The organism is Rathayibacter sp. AY1D5 (genome assembly GCF_002932515.1).
Lineage (GTDB): Bacteria > Actinomycetota > Actinomycetes > Actinomycetales > Microbacteriaceae > Rathayibacter.
Window position 1 is genome coordinate 43024 of sequence record NZ_PSVU01000020.1, and the last position, 18366, is coordinate 61389.

Sequence of the window (18366 nt, forward strand, 5' to 3'; positions counted from 1 at the left end):
CGCGTCCGGCCGATCCGCGGCGGCCGAGGGGTCCGCTAGGGTGACCGAGCGCGACCGCCCCGGTGCTCCGCGACCGGGCGCTCCGGGGTCCGCAGAGAGTCGAGGGGTGCCGTGAAGGCGATCCGCCGCTTCATCGTCCGCTCCGTCCTCCCGCCCGAGCTCTCGGCTCTGGGCGATCTGGCGGGCAATCTCCGCTGGGCCTGGCACGAGCCCGCCCGGCGCTTGTTCGAGCGGGTCGATCCGGAGCTGTGGCGGCGCGGGGGAGCGGACCCCACCGCTCTGCTCGGAGCAGTGAGCCCCGAGCGCCTCGCCGAGCTGGCGGGGGACCAGGGCTTCGTCGACGAGGCGTGGCGCCTCCGCGACGAGCTCGAGCGCTACCGCACCGAGCCGCGGTGGTACCAGTCGCTGCCGGAGTCCGCCCCGCGCTCGATCGCCTACTTCTCGCCGGAGTTCGGCATCGCGGCGGCGCTGCCCCAGTACTCCGGCGGACTCGGCATCCTCGCGGGCGACCACCTGAAGGCCTCCTCGGACCTGGGCGTGCCGCTCACCGGCGTGGGCCTCTTCTACCGGTCGGGCTACTTCTCGCAGAAGCTCTCCGCCGACGGCTGGCAGCTCGAGTCCTACCCCTCGCTCGATCCCGACGGGCTGCCGCTGCGCGTCGTCCGTCTCGCCGACGGCTCGCCCGCCCGCATCGTGCTGGCGCTCCCCGAGGGACGCGCGCTCTACGCCCGGGTCTGGCGCGCGGAGGTCGGCCGGGTGACCCTCCTCCTGCTCGACACCGACATCCCCGAGAACGAGGACTCGCTCCGCTCCGTCACCGACCGCCTCTACGGCGGCGGGGGCGAGCACCGCCTGCTGCAGGAGCTGCTGCTGGGCATCGGCGGGGTCCGCGCGCTCGAACTCTGGGCCGAGGTCTCGGGCGGCGTCCTCCCGGAGGTGTTCCACACCAACGAGGGGCACGCCGGCTTCCAGGGGCTCGAGCGCATCTCCGGCCTGATCGGCGCGGGCCTGGACTTCGACCAGGCTCTCCAGGTGGTGCGGGCGAGCACGGTCTTCACCACGCACACTCCGGTGCCGGCGGGCATCGACCGCTTCGACCGCGGGATGATCGAGGAGTACTTCTCCACGGAGCTGCTCCCGGGCGTGCAGGTCGAGGACGTGCTCGCGCTGGGCGCCGAGCCGGGGGACTCCGGGACGGCGTTCAACATGGCGTACATGGGCCTGCGGCTCGCGCAGCGCTCCAACGGCGTCTCGACGCTGCACGGCGAGGTCAGCCGCTCGATGTTCTCGAGCCTCTGGCCCGGCTTCGAGACGGCGGAGGTGCCGATCGGCTCGGTGACGAACGGCGTCCACGCGGCCACCTGGACCGATCCGATCCTCCGGCGGCTCGCGGAGGAGCGGCTCGGCACCGACGACACGACGCGGGCCGACTGGGCCTCGGGCGCGCTCGGCGACACCGAGCTGTGGGCCGCGCGCCGGGCGATGCGGGAGCAGCTGGTGCGGGACGCCCGCCGCCGGGCCGCCCGCTCCTGGCGCGAGCAGAACCCGGGCGGCCTCCCGCCGGCCTGGCTCGACGAGCTGCTGGACCCGGACGTGCTCACCATCGGCTTCGCGCGGCGGGTGCCGACCTACAAGCGGCTGACCCTGATGCTCCACGACCCCGAGCGTCTGCGGGCGCTGCTCACCCACCCGCAGCACCCGATCCAGATCGTCATCGCGGGCAAGTCCCACCCGGCCGACGAGGAGGGGAAGCGCCTGATCCAGCGGCTCGTCCGCTTCGCGCAGGAGCCGGACGTGCGCCGCAGGATCGTCTTCCTGCCGGACTACGACATCGCGATGGCGCAGCTGCTCTACCCGGGCACCGACGTCTGGCTCAACAACCCGCTGCGCCCGCTCGAGGCGTGCGGCACCTCCGGGATGAAGGCGGCGCTCAACGGCTCGCTCAACCTCTCGATCCTCGACGGCTGGTGGAACGAGTACTTCGACGGCGAGAACGGCTGGGCGATCCCCTCCTCCGACCGCGCGCTCGATCCGGAGGCCCGCGACACGCTCGAGGCCGAGGCGCTCTACGAGCTGCTCGAGACCGAGGTCGTGCCGCGCTACTACGAGCGCGATCACGACGGAGTGCCCCGTCGGTGGGTGCGGTCGATCCGGCACACCCTCGCGACCCTCTCGCCCGAGCTCTCCGCCGAGCGGATGGTGCGCCAGTACGTCGAGGCGCTCTACTCGCCGGCCGCCGAGGCAGGGCGCGCCGTCGCCGCCGACCACTTCGAGCCGGCCAAGGAGCTGGCGAGCTGGAAGCGGCGGGTCCGCGCCGGCTGGCCCGGGGTCGCGGTCGCGTCCGTCGAGTCCGGCGGGATCGACGCGGTGCCCCAGCGCGGGGACCGGCTCGCCGTGCGGGCGGGCGTGCGCCTGGGCGAGCTCTCGCCGGCGGACGTCTCGGTCGAGGTCGTCTACGGGACGACGTCCACTGACGGCTCGCTCACCGAGGTCCGCCACCACGAGCTCGAGGTGGTCGAGGAGTCGGGTGCCGTAGTGCCGGCCGACGCGGTCGGGCGCGTGCCCTACGCCGGAGTGGTCACCCTCGACCGCAGCGGCTCCTTCGGCTACACCGTCCGCGTCGTACCGCGGCATCCCCTCCTGGCACGCTCCGCCGAGCTGGGCCTGGCCGCCGCCGCCGGCTGACCCCGCCCGGTCCCTCTCCGCGAGATGCCGCTCCGGTGCGCCTTCCTCGGCGTCTCGCGGACCGGGACGGGGTCTCGCGGGAGGAGGACGGCGCCCGGAGGAGGACGGCGGGGGAGCAGGGGTCAGCGCGCGATGTCGGCGAGGAGGGCGGCCGTCGCGGCGACGAGGTCGGCGGGGGCGAGCTCGATGTCGAAGCCCCGGCGCCCGCCCGACACGAGCACCGTGTCGTGGAGCTCGACGGTCTCGTCGATCACGGTGCGGTGCCGCGTCCTCTGCCCGAGCGGCGAGATGCCGCCGAGCACGTAGCCGGTCCGGCGCTGGGCCAGCGCGGGGTCGGCCATCGCCGCCCGCCTGCCTCCGACCGCGGCCGCGAGCTCCTTCAGCCCGAGCGAGCCGGTGACGGGCACGACGCCCACCACGAGCTCGCCGTCCACATCGACCATCAGGGTCTTGAACACGCGCTCCGGCTCGACGCCGAGCGCCTCGGCCGCCTCGAGCCCGTAGCGCGTCGTGGCCGGGTCGTGCCGGTACTGGCGGGGAGTGAAGGGGACGCCCGCCGCCGTCAGCGCGACGGTCGCCGGGGTCCCCGGCCCGCTCCGCGCCATCAGGCGTCCTGCTCGGCCGCCGGCCCGTGCGCGGCGAAGAGCTGCATCGAGGTGCCGGCCACGCGGATGACCTGCCCCGGCTCGAACGACTCGCCGTGCTCCAGCGGCTCCGGCTCCTCGCTGTTCCACAGGCGCGTGTAGCCGGTGACCCCCTCGCCGTCGGCGAGCACGACCGTGGTGTCCTGCTCGACGCCGTGCACCACCAGCAGGACACGGTCCGGCTCGCCCTCGACCGGCGTCGAGGCCGCGAGGTACTGCAGCGTCCGGTTGGCGGCGGAGGTCCAGTCGTGCTCGCTCATCCCGCGCCCGTGGGCGTCGAACCACGTCATGGTCGTGGCGCCCGGCTCGCTCGCGTCGCCGCTGCCGTAGCGGGAGGGACGCAGCGCCGGGTGCTCGCGCCGCAGGCGCAGCAGGGTGCGCGTGTGCGCGCGGAGCGCGAGCTGCCAGTCGGCCAGGCCCTCCCAGCGCACCCAGGTCAGGTCCGAGTCCTGGCAGTAGGCGTTGTTGTTGCCGCGCTGGCTGCGCCCGGTCTCGTCGCCCGCCGTGATCATCGGCACGCCGGCCGACAGCAGCAGTGTGCCGAGGAGGTTCCGCATCGCCTTGCGCCGCGCCAGCGCGATCCGCTCGTCGGTGGTGGGGCCCTCGAAGCCGTGGTTGAAGGAGCGGTTGGTGTCGGCTCCGTCGCGGTTCGACTCGCCGTTGCCGATGTTGTGCTTGACGTTGTACGAGACGAGGTCCGCCAGCGTGAAGCCGTCGTGCGCGGTGACGAAGTTGACCGACGCGAGGGGGCCCCGCTCCGCCGAGAAGGTGTTGGAGGAGCCCGAGAGCCGGGTCGCGAAGCCGCCGATGCCGACGGGGGCCGTGCCGGCGCGGCGGGCGTAGTCGATGTCCGAGAGCCAGAAGTTGCGGGCGCGGTCGCGGTAGCGGTCGTTCCACTCCGACCACCCGGCCGGGAAGTTCCCGGTCTGCCAGCCGCCCATGCCGACGTCCCAGGGCTCGGCGATCATCTTCACGCCGGCCAGCGCCGGATCCTCGACCGCGGCCCGCAGCAGCGGGTGGTCGCTCCGGAAGTGCGCGATCTCGTCCCGGCCGAGGGTCGCGGCCAGGTCGAGCCGGAAGCCGTCGATCCCGACCTCGCCCGACCAGTAGCGCATCGAGTCCAGCGCGAGGCGCTGCGCCGCGGGCCGGCCGAAGTCGATCGTGTTCCCGCAGCCGGTGACGTCCACGTAGTGGCCCTCGGGCGTCTGGCGGTACCAGCCGGCGTCGTCGATCCCGCGCAGGCTCGACATCGGCCCGCCCGGCCCCTCCTCGGCGGTGTGGTTGTAGACCACGTCCAGGATCACCTCGAGGCCGGCCTCGTGCAGGAGCTTCACCATCCCCTTGAACTCGCGGAGCACCGCGGTCGGTCCGCCGCGCTGCGCGGTGGAGGAGGCGTACGCGGCGTGCGGGGCGAAGAAGTTCAGCGTGTTGTAGCCCCAGTAGTTGGTCAGCCCCTGCCGCAGCAGGCGCTGCTCCGACACGAACGCGTGCACGGGCAGCAGCTCGACCGCCGTCACGCCCAGATCGAGCAGCGCCGAGACCGTCGACTCGTGCGCCAGGCCGGCGTAGGTGCCGCGCAGCTCCACGGGCAGCGCCGGGTTCAGCCGGGTCAGCCCCTTCACATGCGCCTCGTAGATCACGGTGCGGTCCATCGGGGTGCCGGGCCGGGAGGAGGAGCCCCAGTCGAACGCGTCGTCCACGACGACGGAGCGCCACTCGTTCTCCGCCACCCGGTGCAGGCCGCGGGAGTACGGCTCCAGCAGGGCCCGGCGGGGGTCGAACCGGTGTCGGGGGCCCGTCGGCCCGTCGACGCGCAGGGCGTAGCGGCGGCCGGGGGCCAGCAGATCGGAGCGCGCGGACCAGACCGCGGCGTCGTCGCGCGCCAGCGGGACCGTGCGGGTCACCCAGGTCGGATCCTTCTCGTCGTACAGCAGCAGATCGACGGCGCTCGCGCTCTCGGACCAGACCCGCAGCTCACCGCCCTGATCGTCCACGGTCACGCCGAGCCGGGCCAGGGGATCGTGAGAGGTCATGCGACTTACAGTAGTGACGGGCACCGGCTCCCTCCGTGCCCCCGACGCGGGACGAAGGGCTGCTGTGATCTACCTCGACCACGCCGCGACCACCCCGCTGCGCGCCTCGGCGCTCGCCGCGTTCGCGGAGGCGTCCGCCCACGCCGGCAATCCCTCCTCCGTCCACGGCTCCGGCCAGGAGGCGCGCCGCCGGCTGGAGGACGCCCGGTCGGCGCTCGCGGGGGTGCTCGGCTGCGAGCCGATCGAGGTGATCCTCACCGCCGGCGGCACCGAGGCGGTCAACCTCGGGATCAAGGGCCTCTACTGGCAGCGCCGGAGCGAGGACCCGGCCCGCGTCCGGGTCCTGGTCGCCGAGGGGGAGCACCACGCGACGCTCGACTCGGCCGCCTGGCTCGCCGAGCACGAGGGCGCCGTCCTCGAGTGGCTGCCGCTCGACGACGAGGGCACCCTGCGGCCGGAGGCGCTCGCCGCGGCGCTGGAGGAGGACCCCGGATCGGTCGCCCTGGTCACGGTGCTCTGGGTCAACAACGAGATCGGGACGATCAACCCGATCGCCGAGCTGGCGACCGCGTGCGCCCGCGCCGGCGTCCCCCTCCACGTCGACGCGGTCGCCGCCCTCGGGCACGTGCCGATGCGGATCGCCGAGATCCGCCGCGCCTCCGGCTCAGGGCACGGCGCGGGACTGGCCGCCGTCAGCGTCTCGGGTCACAAGGTCGGCGGGCCGATCGCGACCGGTGCGCTCGTGCTCGCCCGCGACGCCCGCGTGGTCCCGGTGCTGCACGGAGGCGGACAGCAGCGGGGCGTCCGCTCCGGCACTCAGGACGTGCCGGGCGCCGCGGCCTTCGCCGCCGCCGCGGTCGAGGCGGACGCCGAGCTGTCGGCGGAGGCGCGGCGCCTGACAGCCCTGCGGGACCGGCTCGTCGCGGGCGTCCTCGCCGCCGTGCCGGGGGCGACCCTGACCGGGCCCGCCCTCGACTCCGGACGCCGGGTCGCCAACAACGCGCACCTCGCCTTCCCCGGTGCGCAGGGCGACTCCCTCCTCTTCCTCCTCGACACCGCGGGCGTCTCCGTCTCGACCGGGTCCGCCTGCACGGCGGGGATCCCGGAGCCCTCGCACGTGGTCCTCGCGCTCGGCCGGAGCGAGGACGAGGCCCGCGGGGTGCTCCGGATGACGCTCGGCCACACCTCGACCGACGCGGACGTCGACGCCCTCCTGGCCGCGCTGCCCGGCGCCTACGCCCGCGCCGCCCGAGCCGGACTGTCGAACCGCGCGGTGCTGCCCACCTGAACCCCTGCCGCCCGCGCCCGCGGGAAACGTAGACTCGCACGGTGAAGGTTCTGGCGGCGATGAGCGGTGGAGTGGACTCGGCCGTGGCCGCGGCCCGCGCGGTGGAGGCGGGGCACGACGTGGTGGGCGTGCACCTCGCCCTGAGCAGGATGCCCGGCACGCTGCGCACGGGCAGCCGGGGGTGCTGCACGATCGAGGACTCGATGGACGCACAGCGCGCCGCGAACGTCCTCGGCATCCCGTACTACGTGTGGGACTTCTCCGAGCGGTTCAAGCTGGACGTCGTCGACGACTTCGTCGCCGAGTACTCGGCGGGCCGCACCCCGAACCCCTGCATGCGCTGCAACGAGCGGATCAAGTTCGCCGCCCTGCTCGAGAAGGCTCTCGACCTCGGCTTCGACGCGGTCTGCACCGGCCACTACGCCTCCCTCCGCACCGCCGTTGACGGCTCCCCGGAGCTCCACCGCGCGAGCGACGAGGCGAAGGACCAGTCCTACGTCCTCGGCGTGCTGACGGAGCAGCAGCTTCGGCACTCGATGTTCCCGCTCGGCTCCACGCCGTCCAAGGCGATCGTGCGCGCGGAGGCGGCCGAGCGGGGACTCAGCGTCGCGAGCAAGCCCGACAGCTACGACATCTGCTTCATCCCCGACGGCGACACCCGCGGCTGGCTCGCCGAGCGCGTCGCCCCCGAGACCGGAGCGGTCGTCGATCGTGACGGCGCGGTGGTCGGCTCCCACGAGGGCGCTCACGGGTACACGGTGGGCCAGCGCCGGGGCCTGCACCTCGGCGTCCCCGCGCCCGACGGCCGGCCGCGCTTCGTCCTGGAGGTGCGGCCGGTGAGCAACGAGGTCGTCGTCGGTCCGCGCGAAGCGCTGCGCATCGGCGAGATCGCCGGCGAGCGGTTCACCTGGGCGGGCGCCGCTCCCGAGGACGTGGACGCTCCCTTCCGCTGCGACGTCCAGATCCGCGCGCACGCCGACCCGGTCCCCGCCTCCGCGGTGGTGTCGCAGGTCGATGGCAGGGTGGAGCTCGTGATCACTCCGGACTCGCCTCTCGACGGCGTCGCCCCCGGCCAGACGGCCGTCGTCTACCTCGGCACCCGCGTGCTGGGCCAGTGCACGATCGACCGCACGGTCGCGGCCGACGCCGCGGTGCTCCGGTGAGCGCCGTCGAGCCCGCCGCCCGCGTCGAGGAGCTGCGGGCGCGGATCCGGTCGGCGAGCGACGACTACTACGCGGCCGACTCCTCGCCGCTGTCCGACGCCGAGTACGACGCCCTGGTGCGCGAGCTCGCCGCGCTCGAGGCCGAGCACCCCGAGCTCGCCGCCGAGGACTCGCCGACGCGGACCGTCGGCGGGATCGTCGGAGCGGGCCTCGCCCCGATCGACCACGCCGAGCGGATGCTCTCCCTCGACAACGTGTTCTCGGCCGAGGAGCTGCGCGAGTGGTGCGAGAAGACGGTGGCCTCGGCCGACCGCCCCGTCGCCTGGCTCACGGAGCTCAAGATCGACGGGCTCGCGATCTCCCTCCACTACGAGGACGGCCGCCTCGTCACGGCGGCGACCCGCGGCGACGGCCGCACCGGCGAGGACGTCACCGTCAACGCCCTCCGCGTCGCGGGGATCCCCGAGCGCCTCTCCGGCGAGGGCCACCCGGCACTCGTCGAGGTCCGCGGCGAGGTCTTCATCCCCGTGGCCGCCTTCGCCGAGCTGAACGCCCTCCAGGAGACGCTGCGCGACGAGGCGGTCGAGGAGGCGCGGACCCGCTGGTCGACCCGCCCGGCCGCCACCCGAGGCGTCTTCGAGGAGGAGAAGGCGCGCACGAGCGCGCTGCGGCGCTTCCCGACCTTCGCCAACCCGCGGAACGCGGCGAGCGGCGGCCTCCGCCAGCAGCTCGACAAGAAGTCGGGTCTCGACCTGCGCGCCGGCGAGGCGCGCGTCGGCTCCCTTGCGCTCTACGTGCACGGCATCGGCGCCTGGACGGACCCGCCGGTCGCGACCCAGTCCGAGGTCTACGGGCTCCTCTCCTCCTGGGGACTGCCGGTGAGCGGCCACAACCGCGTCTCGGCCTCGGTGGAGGAGGTGCTCGCCTTCGTCGAGCGCTACGGCCGCGAGCGGCACTCGGTCGAGCACGAGATCGACGGCGTGGTCGTGAAGGTGGACGAGCTCGAGCTGCACGACGAGCTCGGCGCCACCAGCCGGGCGCCGCGCTGGGCGATCGCCTACAAGTACCCGCCCGAGGAGGTGCACACGAAGCTTCTCGACATCGTCGTGAGCGTCGGGCGCACCGGCCGCGCGACGCCGTTCGCCCAGATGACCAAGGTGAAGGTCGCGGGGTCCGAGGTGCGCCAGGCCACGCTGCACAACGCCGACGTGGTCAGGGCCAAGGGCGTGCTCATCGGCGACACGGTCGTGCTGCGGAAGGCCGGGGACGTCATCCCCGAGGTGCTCGGCCCGGTGGTGGAGCTCCGCGACGGCTCCGAGCGCGAGTTCGTGATGCCGACGCAGTGCCCCGAGTGCGGCACCACGCTCGCTCCGGCCAAGGAGGGCGACGTCGACCTGCGCTGCCCCAACGCGGAGTCCTGCCCCGCGCAGGTCCGCGGACGCGTCGAGCACATCGGCAGCCGCGGCGCGCTCGACATCGAGGCGCTCGGCGAGGTCAGCGCCGCCGCCCTGACACAGCCCCTGGTGCCCGCCGAGCCGCCGCTGCGGACCGAGGCCGGCCTGTTCGAGCTCACGGTGGCCGATCTCTTCCCGATCGAGGTCGTCGTCCGCGACTCCGAGACGGGTCTGCAGAAGCTCGACGCGAAGGGCGATCCGAAGGTCGTCACGCCCTTCAAGCGCAAGCGGCAGCTCGCCAAGGACGGCGCCTTCGACCCGGAGGCGGGAGCCTTCGCGGGAGACGCGGCCTCCGTGCCCTCCACTAACGCCCTCCGGCTGATCGAGAACATCGAGCGGGCGAAGACCAAGGAGCTGTGGCGTCTGCTGGTCTCGCTCAGCATCCGGCACGTCGGCCCGGTCGCCGCGCGCGCGCTGGCGGGCTACTTCGGCTCGCTCGACGCGATCCGCGGGGCGAGCCGCGACGAGCTCGCCGCGGTCGACGGGGTGGGCGGGATCATCGCCGACGCACTGATCGCCTGGTTCGAGGTCGACTGGCACGTCGAGATCGTCGACCGCTGGGCCGCGGCCGGAGTGCGCTTCGCCACGCCCGGCCACCCCGGGCCCGGTGCCGCGGACGCCGCCGGCGGGGTGCTCGCGGGTCTCACGGTCGTAGCGACCGGCAGCCTGGAGGGGTACTCCCGCGAGGGGGCGCAGGAGGCCATCCTCGCGGCCGGCGGCAAGGCCGGCTCGAGCGTCTCCAAGAAGACCGACTACGTCGCCGCCGGTCCCGGCGCCGGCAGCAAGCTCGGCAAGGCCGAGGCCCTGGGGCTCCGGATCATCACCGCGGCCGAGTTCCACCTCCTGGTGACGGAGGGACCGGACGCGATCGCGCTGCCGGAGGAGGCGTCCGCCGACGCTCCGGAGGAGGCCGCCGCCGGCCCGGACGGGGACGTCGCCGGCGCATCTCGCTCCGACGCCTCGCCGGAGGATGACGCCGTGCCGGAGACCGACGCCGTCCCGGACGCGGCCGCCCCGAGCACGGAGGAGCCGACCGGGCCCGATGCCTGACGCGGGCGGCGGGGAGCGGCGTGCGTTCCTGCGCCGCTCCCTCGCCGACGCAGCGTCGCTCGCGCTCGACGCCGCGGCTCGGCCCACCACCGCCGAGCGCCGGACCGCCGAGGTGCTCGGGCGGATCGACCACGTGGTCGTGCTCTCCTTCGCCGGCCGCAGCCGCGACCAGGTCCTCGGCGCGCTCGACGACACGGACGGCCCGGTGTTCACCGGCGGCACGGACGCCGTGATGACAGCGCCCGGCCCGGACGATCCTCCGGGCGCGCGCTTCGCCCCCGAGATGCTGCCGGTGCACGCGCTCCTCGCCACGGCCTTCGCGCGGGCCGACCACTGGCGCGCCGACGGCCGCGATCCGCTGCCGGCGGCCCTGCGCGGGGCCCGGGAGACCGGCACAGGCTGGGCTCTCGCGGTCGACGAGCGGCAGGGCGTCTCGATCACGCTCCTCGCCGATCCGGAGTGGCCCCACCGCGATCCGGGCGCCGCCGGCTCCCGCGGCGGGCGCCTCCTTCCCATCGACGCGCTGGCCGCCGAGGCCGCAGCCGGCACCCTGCCTCCGCTCGTCCTGGTCGAGCCGCGGTCCCTCGTCGATCCGGCCGACTTCGCCGACGCCGCAGCCGCCGGCACCGATCGATCCGCCGATGCGCGCCTCGCGGAGCAGCTGCTGCACGTCGTGTTCGACGCCGTCCGCGACGGGGAGCGGGCGGGGCGGCGGATGCTGCTCCTCGTCACCGCGCGGGGGAGCGCGGCCCGGCCCGGCACGGTGCCGGCGCTCGTGCTCGCCTCGGCCGTCCCCTCGGGTGCACGGATCGGCGTGCCGCTCGGTCCGGAGACTCCCGCGCAGCTCGTCCGCGCCCGGGCGGGCGGGCGCCGGGCCCTCGTCGATCCGCAGGTCCGAGAGCTGGCCGCACTCCTCAGCGGTCCCGACCGGTCCCTCGCGCGCTGGCCCCGCACGGCGCCGGCGTTCGCGCCGCCCGCGCCGGTCGGGCGGCGCCTCCGCGACGCGGCCCGCCGCGCGCACGTCGACCCCGAGCCGGAGGCCGGACTGCTCGCCCGCGTTCGAGCCGCCGTCCCGGGCGCGTCGCTACACTCCGAGCAGGCGCAGGCGGCGCAGGAGAGGCGGCGGAGATGACCAGCGAGCGGACTCCCTCGGAGCACGACGACGGAGCTCCCCGCTCCCGCTCGCGCCGCCGCTTCCTGGCCGGCACCGCCGCCGCCGGAGTCGGAGCCGGAGCCCTCGCCGGCGGCGCGATCGGCGCGGCCGTCGCCTCCGGCCCCCGCCGCGAGGAGGAGCCGCGACTGCCCGCCCGCACGGAGCCGGGCTTCGACCACGTCGTCGTGATCATGTTCGAGAACCGCTCCTTCGACAACGTCCTCGGCCGCCTCTACGGACCGGACGACCTGCCCGCGGGCGAGAGCTTCGAGGGCCTCCTCCCCGACGAGCGGACGAACACCAGCGCCGGGGGACTGACCGTCGGCACGCACGTCTACGAGGGCGCCACCGACTCCGTGATGCGCCAGCCCGACCCGGACCCGGGCGAGGAGTACCCGCACGTCAACACCCAGCTCTTCGGCACTGTGGATCCGCCCGAGAACGCCGGCCGCACCGTCGGCGCCATGACCGCGCCCTTCAACGCGCCCGCCGACGCCTCCGCCCCGACGATGAGCGGCTTCCTCGAGGACTACGTCCAGCACCTGAGGGTGATGAAGAAGGGGCAGGAGCCCACGGCGGAGGAGGCGCGGACGATCATGGGCGGCTTCTCGCCGGAGATGCTGCCCGTCTTCTCCACCCTCGCCCGCGAGTTCGCCGTCTTCGACCAGTGGTTCTGCGCCGTCCCCTCCCAGACCTTCTGCAACAGGTCCTTCCTGCACGCGTCGACCTCGCACGGCTTCGTCACCAACAAGCAGGGCGGCGGCTACGAGAAGTGGCTCGCGGACGACCTGGCCGACGCGCCGACGGTGTTCAACCGCCTCGAGGAGGCGGGGAGGACCTGGCGCGTCTACTTCGACGCGCTGCAGGTGGTCTCCTACACCGGCTTCCTGCACGCGCCGGTGCTCGAGAAGTACTGGAAGACCCACTTCTCGACGATGGACCGCTTCTACGCCGACGTGGAGAACGGCGAGCTGCCCGACTACGCCTTCCTCGAGCCGCGGCTCGTCTTCGACCACAACGACATGCACCCGCCGACCGGCGTCCTGCACGAGGACGAGGTCGACGGCACGCCCGTCTACGACAGCGCGCTGTCCGACGTCCGCGCCGGCGAGCTGCTGCTGCACCAGGTGTACTCGGCGATCCGGGAGAGCGCGAGCACGACCGGCTCGAACGCGGTGAACACGCTCCTGCTGGCGACCTTCGACGAGCACGGCGGCCTCTACGACCACGTCCCCCCGCCGTCGGCGACTCCGCCGGGCGACGGCCGCGAGGGCGAGATGGGCTTCGCCTTCGACCGGCTCGGCTGCCGCGTGCCGACGATCGCGGTCTCGGCGTACACGAGGGCCGGCACGATCGTGCACGACGAGCTGCACCACGGCGCCGTGATCCGGACCCTCAGCGCCCTGCACGGCCTCGAGCCGCTGACCGCTCGCGACGCCTCCGCCCCGGACCTCTTCGGGGTGCTGACCCTCGACGAGCCGCGGCAGATCGGCGACTGGCCGACCACGGTGCCGCAGTACCTGCCCCCGAACCCCGAGTCGGCACCGGCGCATCCAGCGCACGTGAACCGCGACAAGCCGCTGAGCCCGCCCGCCGTCGGCCTGATGGGCCTGCTGCTGGCCCGGTACGGCGAACCCGGCGAGGACCTGCCGACCACCTACGAGGGCGCGTACAACGCACTCCTGAAGCACGGCGCCAGCCTCTTCGGCGGCCTCTGACGGGCGGGCGGCACGGGCGGAGGCGGTGCGGGCGCGCCGAGTAGACTGGCGGCCGGAAATCCCCCCGAACCACCAGACGGAGACGCATGTCCGAGATCACGGCCGACACGGTCGCCCATCTGGCCCAGCTGGCCAGGATCGACCTCACTTCCGACGAGATCGGGAGCCTCACCAGGGAGCTCGGCCAGATCGTCGACTCCGTGCGCGCGGTCCAGGCCGTCGCCACGCCCGACGTGCCGGCGACCAGCCACCCGATCCCGCTCGAGAACGTCTTCCGGCCCGACGTGGTCGGCGAGACCCTCACGCTCGAGCAAGCGCTCTCCGGCGCGCCCGAGCACGACGGCAGCCGCTTCCAGGTCTCCGCGATCCTGGGGGAGGAGCAGTGAGCGCGCACGGCGACGAGCTCGTCCGCCTCAGCGCGTCCGCCCTCTCCGGGAAGCTGGCCGACGGCTCGGTCTCCTCGGTCGAGGCCACCCGCGCCCACCTCGAGCGCATCGACGCGGTCGACGGAGCGGTCCACGCCTTCCTCCACGTCGCGCGCGAGGGCGCGGTCGCGTCCGCCGAGGCGATCGACCGCCGGCGGGCCGACGGCGAGTCGCTGCACCCCCTCGCCGGAGTGCCTCTCGCGGTCAAGGACGTCATCGTCACGAACGACATGCCGACCACGAGCGGCTCCCGCATCCTCGAGGGCTGGCGCCCGCCCTACGACGCGACCGTCATGCGCAAGGTCCGCGAGGCCGGGCTGGTCCCGATCGGCAAGACCAACATGGACGAGTTCGCGATGGGCTCGACCACCGAGCGCAGCGCCTACGGCCCCACCCACAACCCGTGGGACCTCGACCGCATCCCCGGCGGCTCCGGCGGCGGGTCCGCCGCGGCCGTCGCGAGCTACGAGGCGCCCCTGGCCCTCGGCTCCGACACCGGGGGATCGATCCGCCAGCCCGCGCACGTGACCGGCACCGTCGGCGTGAAGCCGACCTACGGCGGCGTGTCCCGCTACGGAGCGATCGCGCTCGCCTCGAGCCTCGACCAGATCGGCCCCGTCTCCCGGACGGTCCTCGACTCCGCGCTGCTGCACGACGTCATCGCGGGCCACGACCCGCGCGACTCGACGTCGCTGCGCGACTCCTGGCCCTCCTTCGCCGACGCGGTGCGCCGCGCCGACGTGACGGGCCTCCGGATCGGCGTGGTCAAGGAGCTCGACGGCGGCGAGGGCTTCCAGCCCGGCGTGCTGGCGCGCTTCCACGAGGCGCTCGAGATCCTGCAGGGCGCCGGAGCCGAGGTCGTCGAGGTGAGCCTCCCGAGCGTCGAGTACGCGGTCGCCGCCTACTACCTGATCCTCCCCGCGGAGGCCTCCAGCAACCTCGCCAAGTTCGACTCGGTCCGGTTCGGCCTCCGCGTCACGCCGGAGGGCGGCGGCACGGTCGAGCAGGTCATGTCCGCGACCCGCGAGCAGGGCTTCGGCCCCGAGGTCAAGCGCCGGATCATCCTCGGCACCTACGCCCTCTCGGCCGGCTACTACGACGCCTACTACGGCAGCGCGCAGACGGTCCGGACCCTGGTGCAGCGGGACTTCGACGCGGCCTTCGCGGACGTCGACGTGATCGCCTCGCCGACGGCACCGACGACCGCCTACCGCCTCGGCGAGAAGCTCGACGACCCGCTGGCGATGTACCGCGGCGACGTCGCGACCATCCCGGCGAACCTGGCCGGCATCCCCGGCATCTCCGTCCCCGCCGGCCTCGCCGACGAGGACGGGCTGCCCGTCGGCATCCAGTTCCTCGCTCCCGCCCGGGAGGACGTGCGCCTCTACACCGTGGGCGCCGCGCTCGAGGCGCTGCTCGAGGAGAAGTGGGGCCGCCCGCTCCTCGCGCAGGCCCCCGACCTGACCCACTCCGTGCTCTCCGCGACCGAGGAAGGTGCCGTCTGATGGCCTCCGCGCACACGTCCGCTCCCGAGCTGATGGACTACGACGAGGTCTTCGAGACCTTCGAGCCGGTGCTCGGCTTCGAGGTGCACGTCGAGCTCAACACGAAGACGAAGATGTTCTCGGACGCGCCGAACGAGTTCGGGTCCGAGCCCAACACGAACGTGACCCCGGTCGACCTCGGCCTCCCGGGCTCGCTGCCGGTCGTGAACGAGCAGGCCGTCCGCTACTCGATCAGCCTCGGCCTCGCCCTGGGCTGCTCGATCGCCCCGTCCAGCCGCTTCGCGCGCAAGAACTACTTCTACCCGGACCTGGCGAAGAACTACCAGATCTCGCAGTTCGACGAGCCGATCGCCTTCGAGGGCTCGGTCGAGATCGAGCTGGCCGACGGCTCGCTCGTGCAGATCCCGATCGAGCGCGCGCACATGGAGGAGGACGCCGGCAAGCTCACGCACGTCGGCGGCGCCACCGGCCGCATCCAGGGCGCCGAGTACTCGCTCGTGGACTACAACCGCGCGGGGGTCCCGCTCGTCGAGATCGTCACGAAGCCGATCTACGGCGCGGGGAAGAGCGCGCCCGAGTACGCGAAGGCCTACGTCGCGACGATCCGCGACATCGTGCTGGCGCTCGGCATCTCGGACGCCAAGATGGAGCGCGGCAACCTGCGCTGCGACGCGAACGTCTCGCTCCGCCCGATCGGCCAGGAGAAGCTCGGCACCCGCACCGAGACCAAGAACGTCAACTCGCTCCGCTCGGTCGAGCGCGCCGTCCGCTACGAGATCCAGCGCCAGGCGGCGATCCTCGCGGCGGGTGGCACGATCACGCAGGAGACGCGCCACTGGCACGAGGACACCGGCCGCACCTCCGCGGGCCGGCCCAAGAGCGACGCCGACGACTACCGCTACTTCCCGGAGCCCGACCTGCTCCCGGTCGTGCCGAGCCCGGAGTTGATCGAGGAGCTGCGCGCCGCGCTCCCCGAGAAGCCCGCCGACCGCCGTCGCCGCCTCAAGCAGGAGTGGGGCTTCACCGACCTCGAGTTCCAGGACGTCGCCAACAGCGGCCTGCTGGTCGAGATCACCGAGACCGTCTCCGCGGGAGCCGCTCCGCAGGCGGCCCGCAAGTGGTGGACCGGGGAGATCGCGCGCCTCGCGAACGCGGCGGGCGAGGACCCGGTCTCCCTGGTCACCCCGGCCCAGGTCGCCGAGCTCGCCGGTCTGATCGAGAGCGGCACGCTGACCGACCGCCTCGCCCGCGAGGTCCTCCAGGGCGTCATCGCCGGAGAGGGCACCCCGCAGGAGGTCGTCGACGCCCGTGGACTCGCGGTCGTCTCGGACGACGGAGCGCTCATCGAGGCGATCGACGCGGCACTGGCCTCGCAGCCCGACGTGCTCGCGAAGATCCGCGACGGCAAGGTGCAGGCCGCCGGTGCCGTGATCGGTGCCGTGATGAAGGCCATGAAGGGGCAGGCCGACGCCGCCCGCGTCCGCGAGCTCGTCCTGGAGCGCGCGGCCGGCTGAGCCGGTGCGCGGGGAGGTGCGGTCATGAGCGGTGGAACCGGCGACGCGCCCCTTCCCGCGCGGCTCGAGCTGCCGGCGGGCGCCCTCCTGCGTCCTCTCGTCTCGAGCGATGCGGACCTCCTGCACGCGGTGATCGGCGAGCAGCGACCGTGGCTCGCGGCTCTCCTCCGCGGGGACGATCCGGCCGCCATGCCGTCGGCGTCCCTCGGTGACGACGTGCGCGGTCTCCTGCGCCTCGAGGAGGAGTCGCGTGCGGGCAGAGCGCACGCGTTCCTGCTCGTCGGCCCGGACCGCACCGAGGCGCTGGGCGCTCTGAGCGTCCGGCCCGGCGGCGGCGACTCCGCCGAGGCCTCCTGGTGGGTCGTCCCCGCCGTCCGGGGCTCGCGGCTCGAGGAGGAGCTCGACGCCTACGCGCGCCGCTGGCTCCAGCAGCACTGGCCCTTCGCCACGGTCACCACGCCCGACAACCACCCCGACGATCCCGCCTCCCTGGCCGGGGCGAACATCGTGGCGCTCGTGCCCGTCGCGCCGGAGCGCACGGCCCTCCCCGACGCCGACGCCGCCTCGGCGGCGCTCCTCTGGGCGGAGTACCGCTCCACGCATCCGGGAGTCGACGAGGCGCTCCCGCCGGTCGAGGCGTTCGGCGACAGCACGGCGATGGCGGACGAGCTGCTAGGCCTCGTGCGGCGCGGAGTGAAGACGGCCACGGCGTCCCTCGCCGAGGAGGGGGCGCCCGTCGCGGGTGACCACTGGATCGTCTGCGACGGCGCGGGAGCGGCGCGTGTCGTCCTCGTGACGGACGACGTGCGGACCGGTCCGCTCGACTCCGTCGACGACGCGTTCGCCTGGGCCGAGGGCGAGGGGGACCGCACGCGCGCCTCCTGGTTCGACGGCCACCGCCGCTACTTCGCCCGCGTCTCACCGGGCGGCATCGGCGACGTGGTCTTCGAGCGCTTCCACGTGGTCTGGCCGGAGGCCGACGCCGAGCGCGCCGCCGCCTTCGCCCGCTCGGTCGGAGCGTTCCGGCCCGAGGAGCTTGACGGAACTCCGGCGCAGACCTAGGGGGTTTCCCGGATGCCCCGCTCAGGCGCCCTGCGCCAGAGTGGAGTCATGGCTACTCTCGTGCGCCCCCGTCGGGGCAGGATCATCGCCGGCGTCTGTGCCGGTCTCGCCCGCCGATTCGGCTGGAGCCCCTTCGTGGTGCGTCTCCTGTTCGTGCTCTCGTGCCTCCTCCCGGGGCCGCAGATCATCGCCTACCTCGTGATGTGGGTGGTCATCCCGAAGCAGAAGTGACCGAGGCCTCCGCTCCGAGCAGCCTCTGAGAGAACGCTCAGCACCCGGAGCGGTGAGAGGCCTACCGTGGCGGTGTGCGTCCGTCGGGCGCCGAGGAGGAGATCATGGGATTCCTGGACCGACTGCTGGGCCGCGACGAGCAGCCCGAGAGCGCACGCCGCTCGACGTACGCGCCGCCGCAGGCCGCGGACCGCAGGCCCGAGTACGGCTCCCCTCCGGCGACGTCTCCGCGCACCGACGATGAGCGTGCCATCGAGCGCTACCGCTACCTCCTCCGCACCGCGCCGCCCGAGGCGATCGAGCAGGTGCACCGCGAGGCCTTCGAGCAGCTGACCCCGGAGCAGCGCCAGCAGGTCTTCCGAGAGCTCAGCGAGGGGGCCCCTGTCGGCGACGCGCCGAAGGACGACGACCCCCGCACGCTCGCCCAGTCCGCCACGAGGA

General features: G+C 74.0%; 13 protein-coding genes and 1 pseudogene. 12 read left to right on the plus strand and 2 right to left on the minus strand.

Features of this window, described 5'->3' with window-relative positions:
• The first annotated feature begins 111 nt into the window (after nucleotides 1-111).
• Complete coding sequence (glgP, locus tag C5C82_RS08105) at nucleotides 112-2685, plus strand: alpha-glucan family phosphorylase (protein ID WP_104354884.1); 2574 nt, start codon at nucleotides 112-114, stop codon at nucleotides 2683-2685.
• A gap of 122 nt (nucleotides 2686-2807) precedes the next feature.
• Here the strand turns inward: glgP and ybaK are convergent, their stop codons facing one another.
• The gene (gene ybaK / locus C5C82_RS08110) at nucleotides 2808-3290 is read right to left on the minus strand and encodes a Cys-tRNA(Pro) deacylase (protein WP_104251245.1); all 483 of its coding nucleotides are present in this window, start codon (nucleotides 3288-3290) and stop codon (nucleotides 2808-2810) included.
• A complete protein-coding gene (gene glgX / locus C5C82_RS08115; protein WP_104354885.1) occupies nucleotides 3290-5362 on the minus strand; it encodes a glycogen debranching protein GlgX in 2073 nt (690 codons plus the stop codon). Before glgX ends, ybaK begins: the two co-directional genes overlap by 1 nt.
• A 64-nt stretch (nucleotides 5363-5426) precedes the next feature.
• On the opposite strand from glgX, the gene C5C82_RS08120 reads away from it, so the two are divergent.
• From C5C82_RS08120 to C5C82_RS08170, 11 genes and pseudogenes are all read left to right on the plus strand, one after another.
• Nucleotides 5427-6650 (plus strand): cysteine desulfurase family protein, encoded by a 1224-nt coding sequence (locus C5C82_RS08120; protein ID WP_374953866.1) that lies wholly within the window; start codon nucleotides 5427-5429, stop codon nucleotides 6648-6650.
• Between the two features lie 41 nt (nucleotides 6651-6691).
• Nucleotides 6692-7813 (plus strand): tRNA 2-thiouridine(34) synthase MnmA, encoded by a 1122-nt coding sequence (gene mnmA / locus C5C82_RS08125; protein ID WP_181134420.1) that lies wholly within the window; start codon nucleotides 6692-6694, stop codon nucleotides 7811-7813.
• Nucleotides 7810-10317 carry an NAD-dependent DNA ligase LigA gene (gene ligA / locus C5C82_RS08130; protein WP_104354888.1) on the plus strand — a complete coding sequence of 836 codons (2508 nt, stop codon included), beginning with the start codon at nucleotides 7810-7812 and terminating at the stop codon, nucleotides 10315-10317. Before mnmA ends, ligA begins: the two co-directional genes overlap by 4 nt.
• Entirely contained in the window at nucleotides 10310-11449 is a 1140-nt protein-coding gene (locus C5C82_RS08135; protein WP_104354889.1) for a hypothetical protein, read from the plus strand. The genes ligA and C5C82_RS08135 overlap by 8 nt, the downstream gene beginning before the upstream one ends.
• Nucleotides 11446-13188 (plus strand): alkaline phosphatase family protein, encoded by a 1743-nt coding sequence (locus tag C5C82_RS08140; RefSeq protein ID WP_104354890.1) that lies wholly within the window; start codon nucleotides 11446-11448, stop codon nucleotides 13186-13188. The genes C5C82_RS08135 and C5C82_RS08140 overlap by 4 nt, the downstream gene beginning before the upstream one ends.
• 86 nt (nucleotides 13189-13274) lie before the next feature.
• Entirely contained in the window at nucleotides 13275-13574 is a 300-nt protein-coding gene (gatC, locus tag C5C82_RS08145) for an Asp-tRNA(Asn)/Glu-tRNA(Gln) amidotransferase subunit GatC (RefSeq protein WP_104223877.1), read from the plus strand.
• Complete coding sequence (gene gatA, locus C5C82_RS08150) at nucleotides 13571-15118, plus strand: Asp-tRNA(Asn)/Glu-tRNA(Gln) amidotransferase subunit GatA (protein WP_104354891.1); 1548 nt, start codon at nucleotides 13571-13573, stop codon at nucleotides 15116-15118. The genes gatC and gatA overlap by 4 nt, the downstream gene beginning before the upstream one ends.
• Nucleotides 15118-16632, plus strand: coding sequence for an Asp-tRNA(Asn)/Glu-tRNA(Gln) amidotransferase subunit GatB (gatB, locus tag C5C82_RS08155; protein WP_104267261.1), 1515 nt, complete (start codon nucleotides 15118-15120; stop codon nucleotides 16630-16632). Before gatA ends, gatB begins: the two co-directional genes overlap by 1 nt.
• 24 nt (nucleotides 16633-16656) lie before the next feature.
• Complete coding sequence (locus C5C82_RS17810) at nucleotides 16657-17694, plus strand: ASCH domain-containing protein (RefSeq protein ID WP_219814829.1); 1038 nt, start codon at nucleotides 16657-16659, stop codon at nucleotides 17692-17694.
• Nucleotides 17695-17742: 48 nt separating this feature from the next.
• Nucleotides 17743-17925 carry a PspC domain-containing protein gene (locus C5C82_RS08165; protein WP_104223873.1) on the plus strand — a complete coding sequence of 61 codons (183 nt, stop codon included), beginning with the start codon at nucleotides 17743-17745 and terminating at the stop codon, nucleotides 17923-17925.
• Nucleotides 17926-18029: 104 nt separating this feature from the next.
• A pseudogene (locus C5C82_RS08170) lies at nucleotides 18030-18366 on the plus strand (hypothetical protein); the annotation flags it as partial.

Bases quoted from the DNA above. Each gene is read 5' to 3' on its own strand.
- ybaK (WP_104251245.1), bottom strand. From the start codon at position 3,290: ATGGCGCGGAGCGGGCCGGGGACCCCGGCGACCGTCGCGCTGACGGCG.
- glgX (WP_104354885.1), bottom strand. From the start codon at position 5,362: ATGACCTCTCACGATCCCCTGGCCCGGCTCGGCGTGACCGTGGACGAT.
- C5C82_RS08135 (WP_104354889.1), top strand. From the start codon at position 10,310: ATGCCTGACGCGGGCGGCGGGGAGCGGCGTGCGTTCCTGCGCCGCTCC.
- C5C82_RS08140 (WP_104354890.1), top strand. From the start codon at position 11,446: ATGACCAGCGAGCGGACTCCCTCGGAGCACGACGACGGAGCTCCCCGC.
- gatC (WP_104223877.1), top strand. From the start codon at position 13,275: ATGTCCGAGATCACGGCCGACACGGTCGCCCATCTGGCCCAGCTGGCC.
- gatB (WP_104267261.1), top strand. From the start codon at position 15,118: ATGGCCTCCGCGCACACGTCCGCTCCCGAGCTGATGGACTACGACGAG.
- C5C82_RS17810 (WP_219814829.1), top strand. From the start codon at position 16,657: ATGAGCGGTGGAACCGGCGACGCGCCCCTTCCCGCGCGGCTCGAGCTG.
- C5C82_RS08165 (WP_104223873.1), top strand. From the start codon at position 17,743: ATGGCTACTCTCGTGCGCCCCCGTCGGGGCAGGATCATCGCCGGCGTC.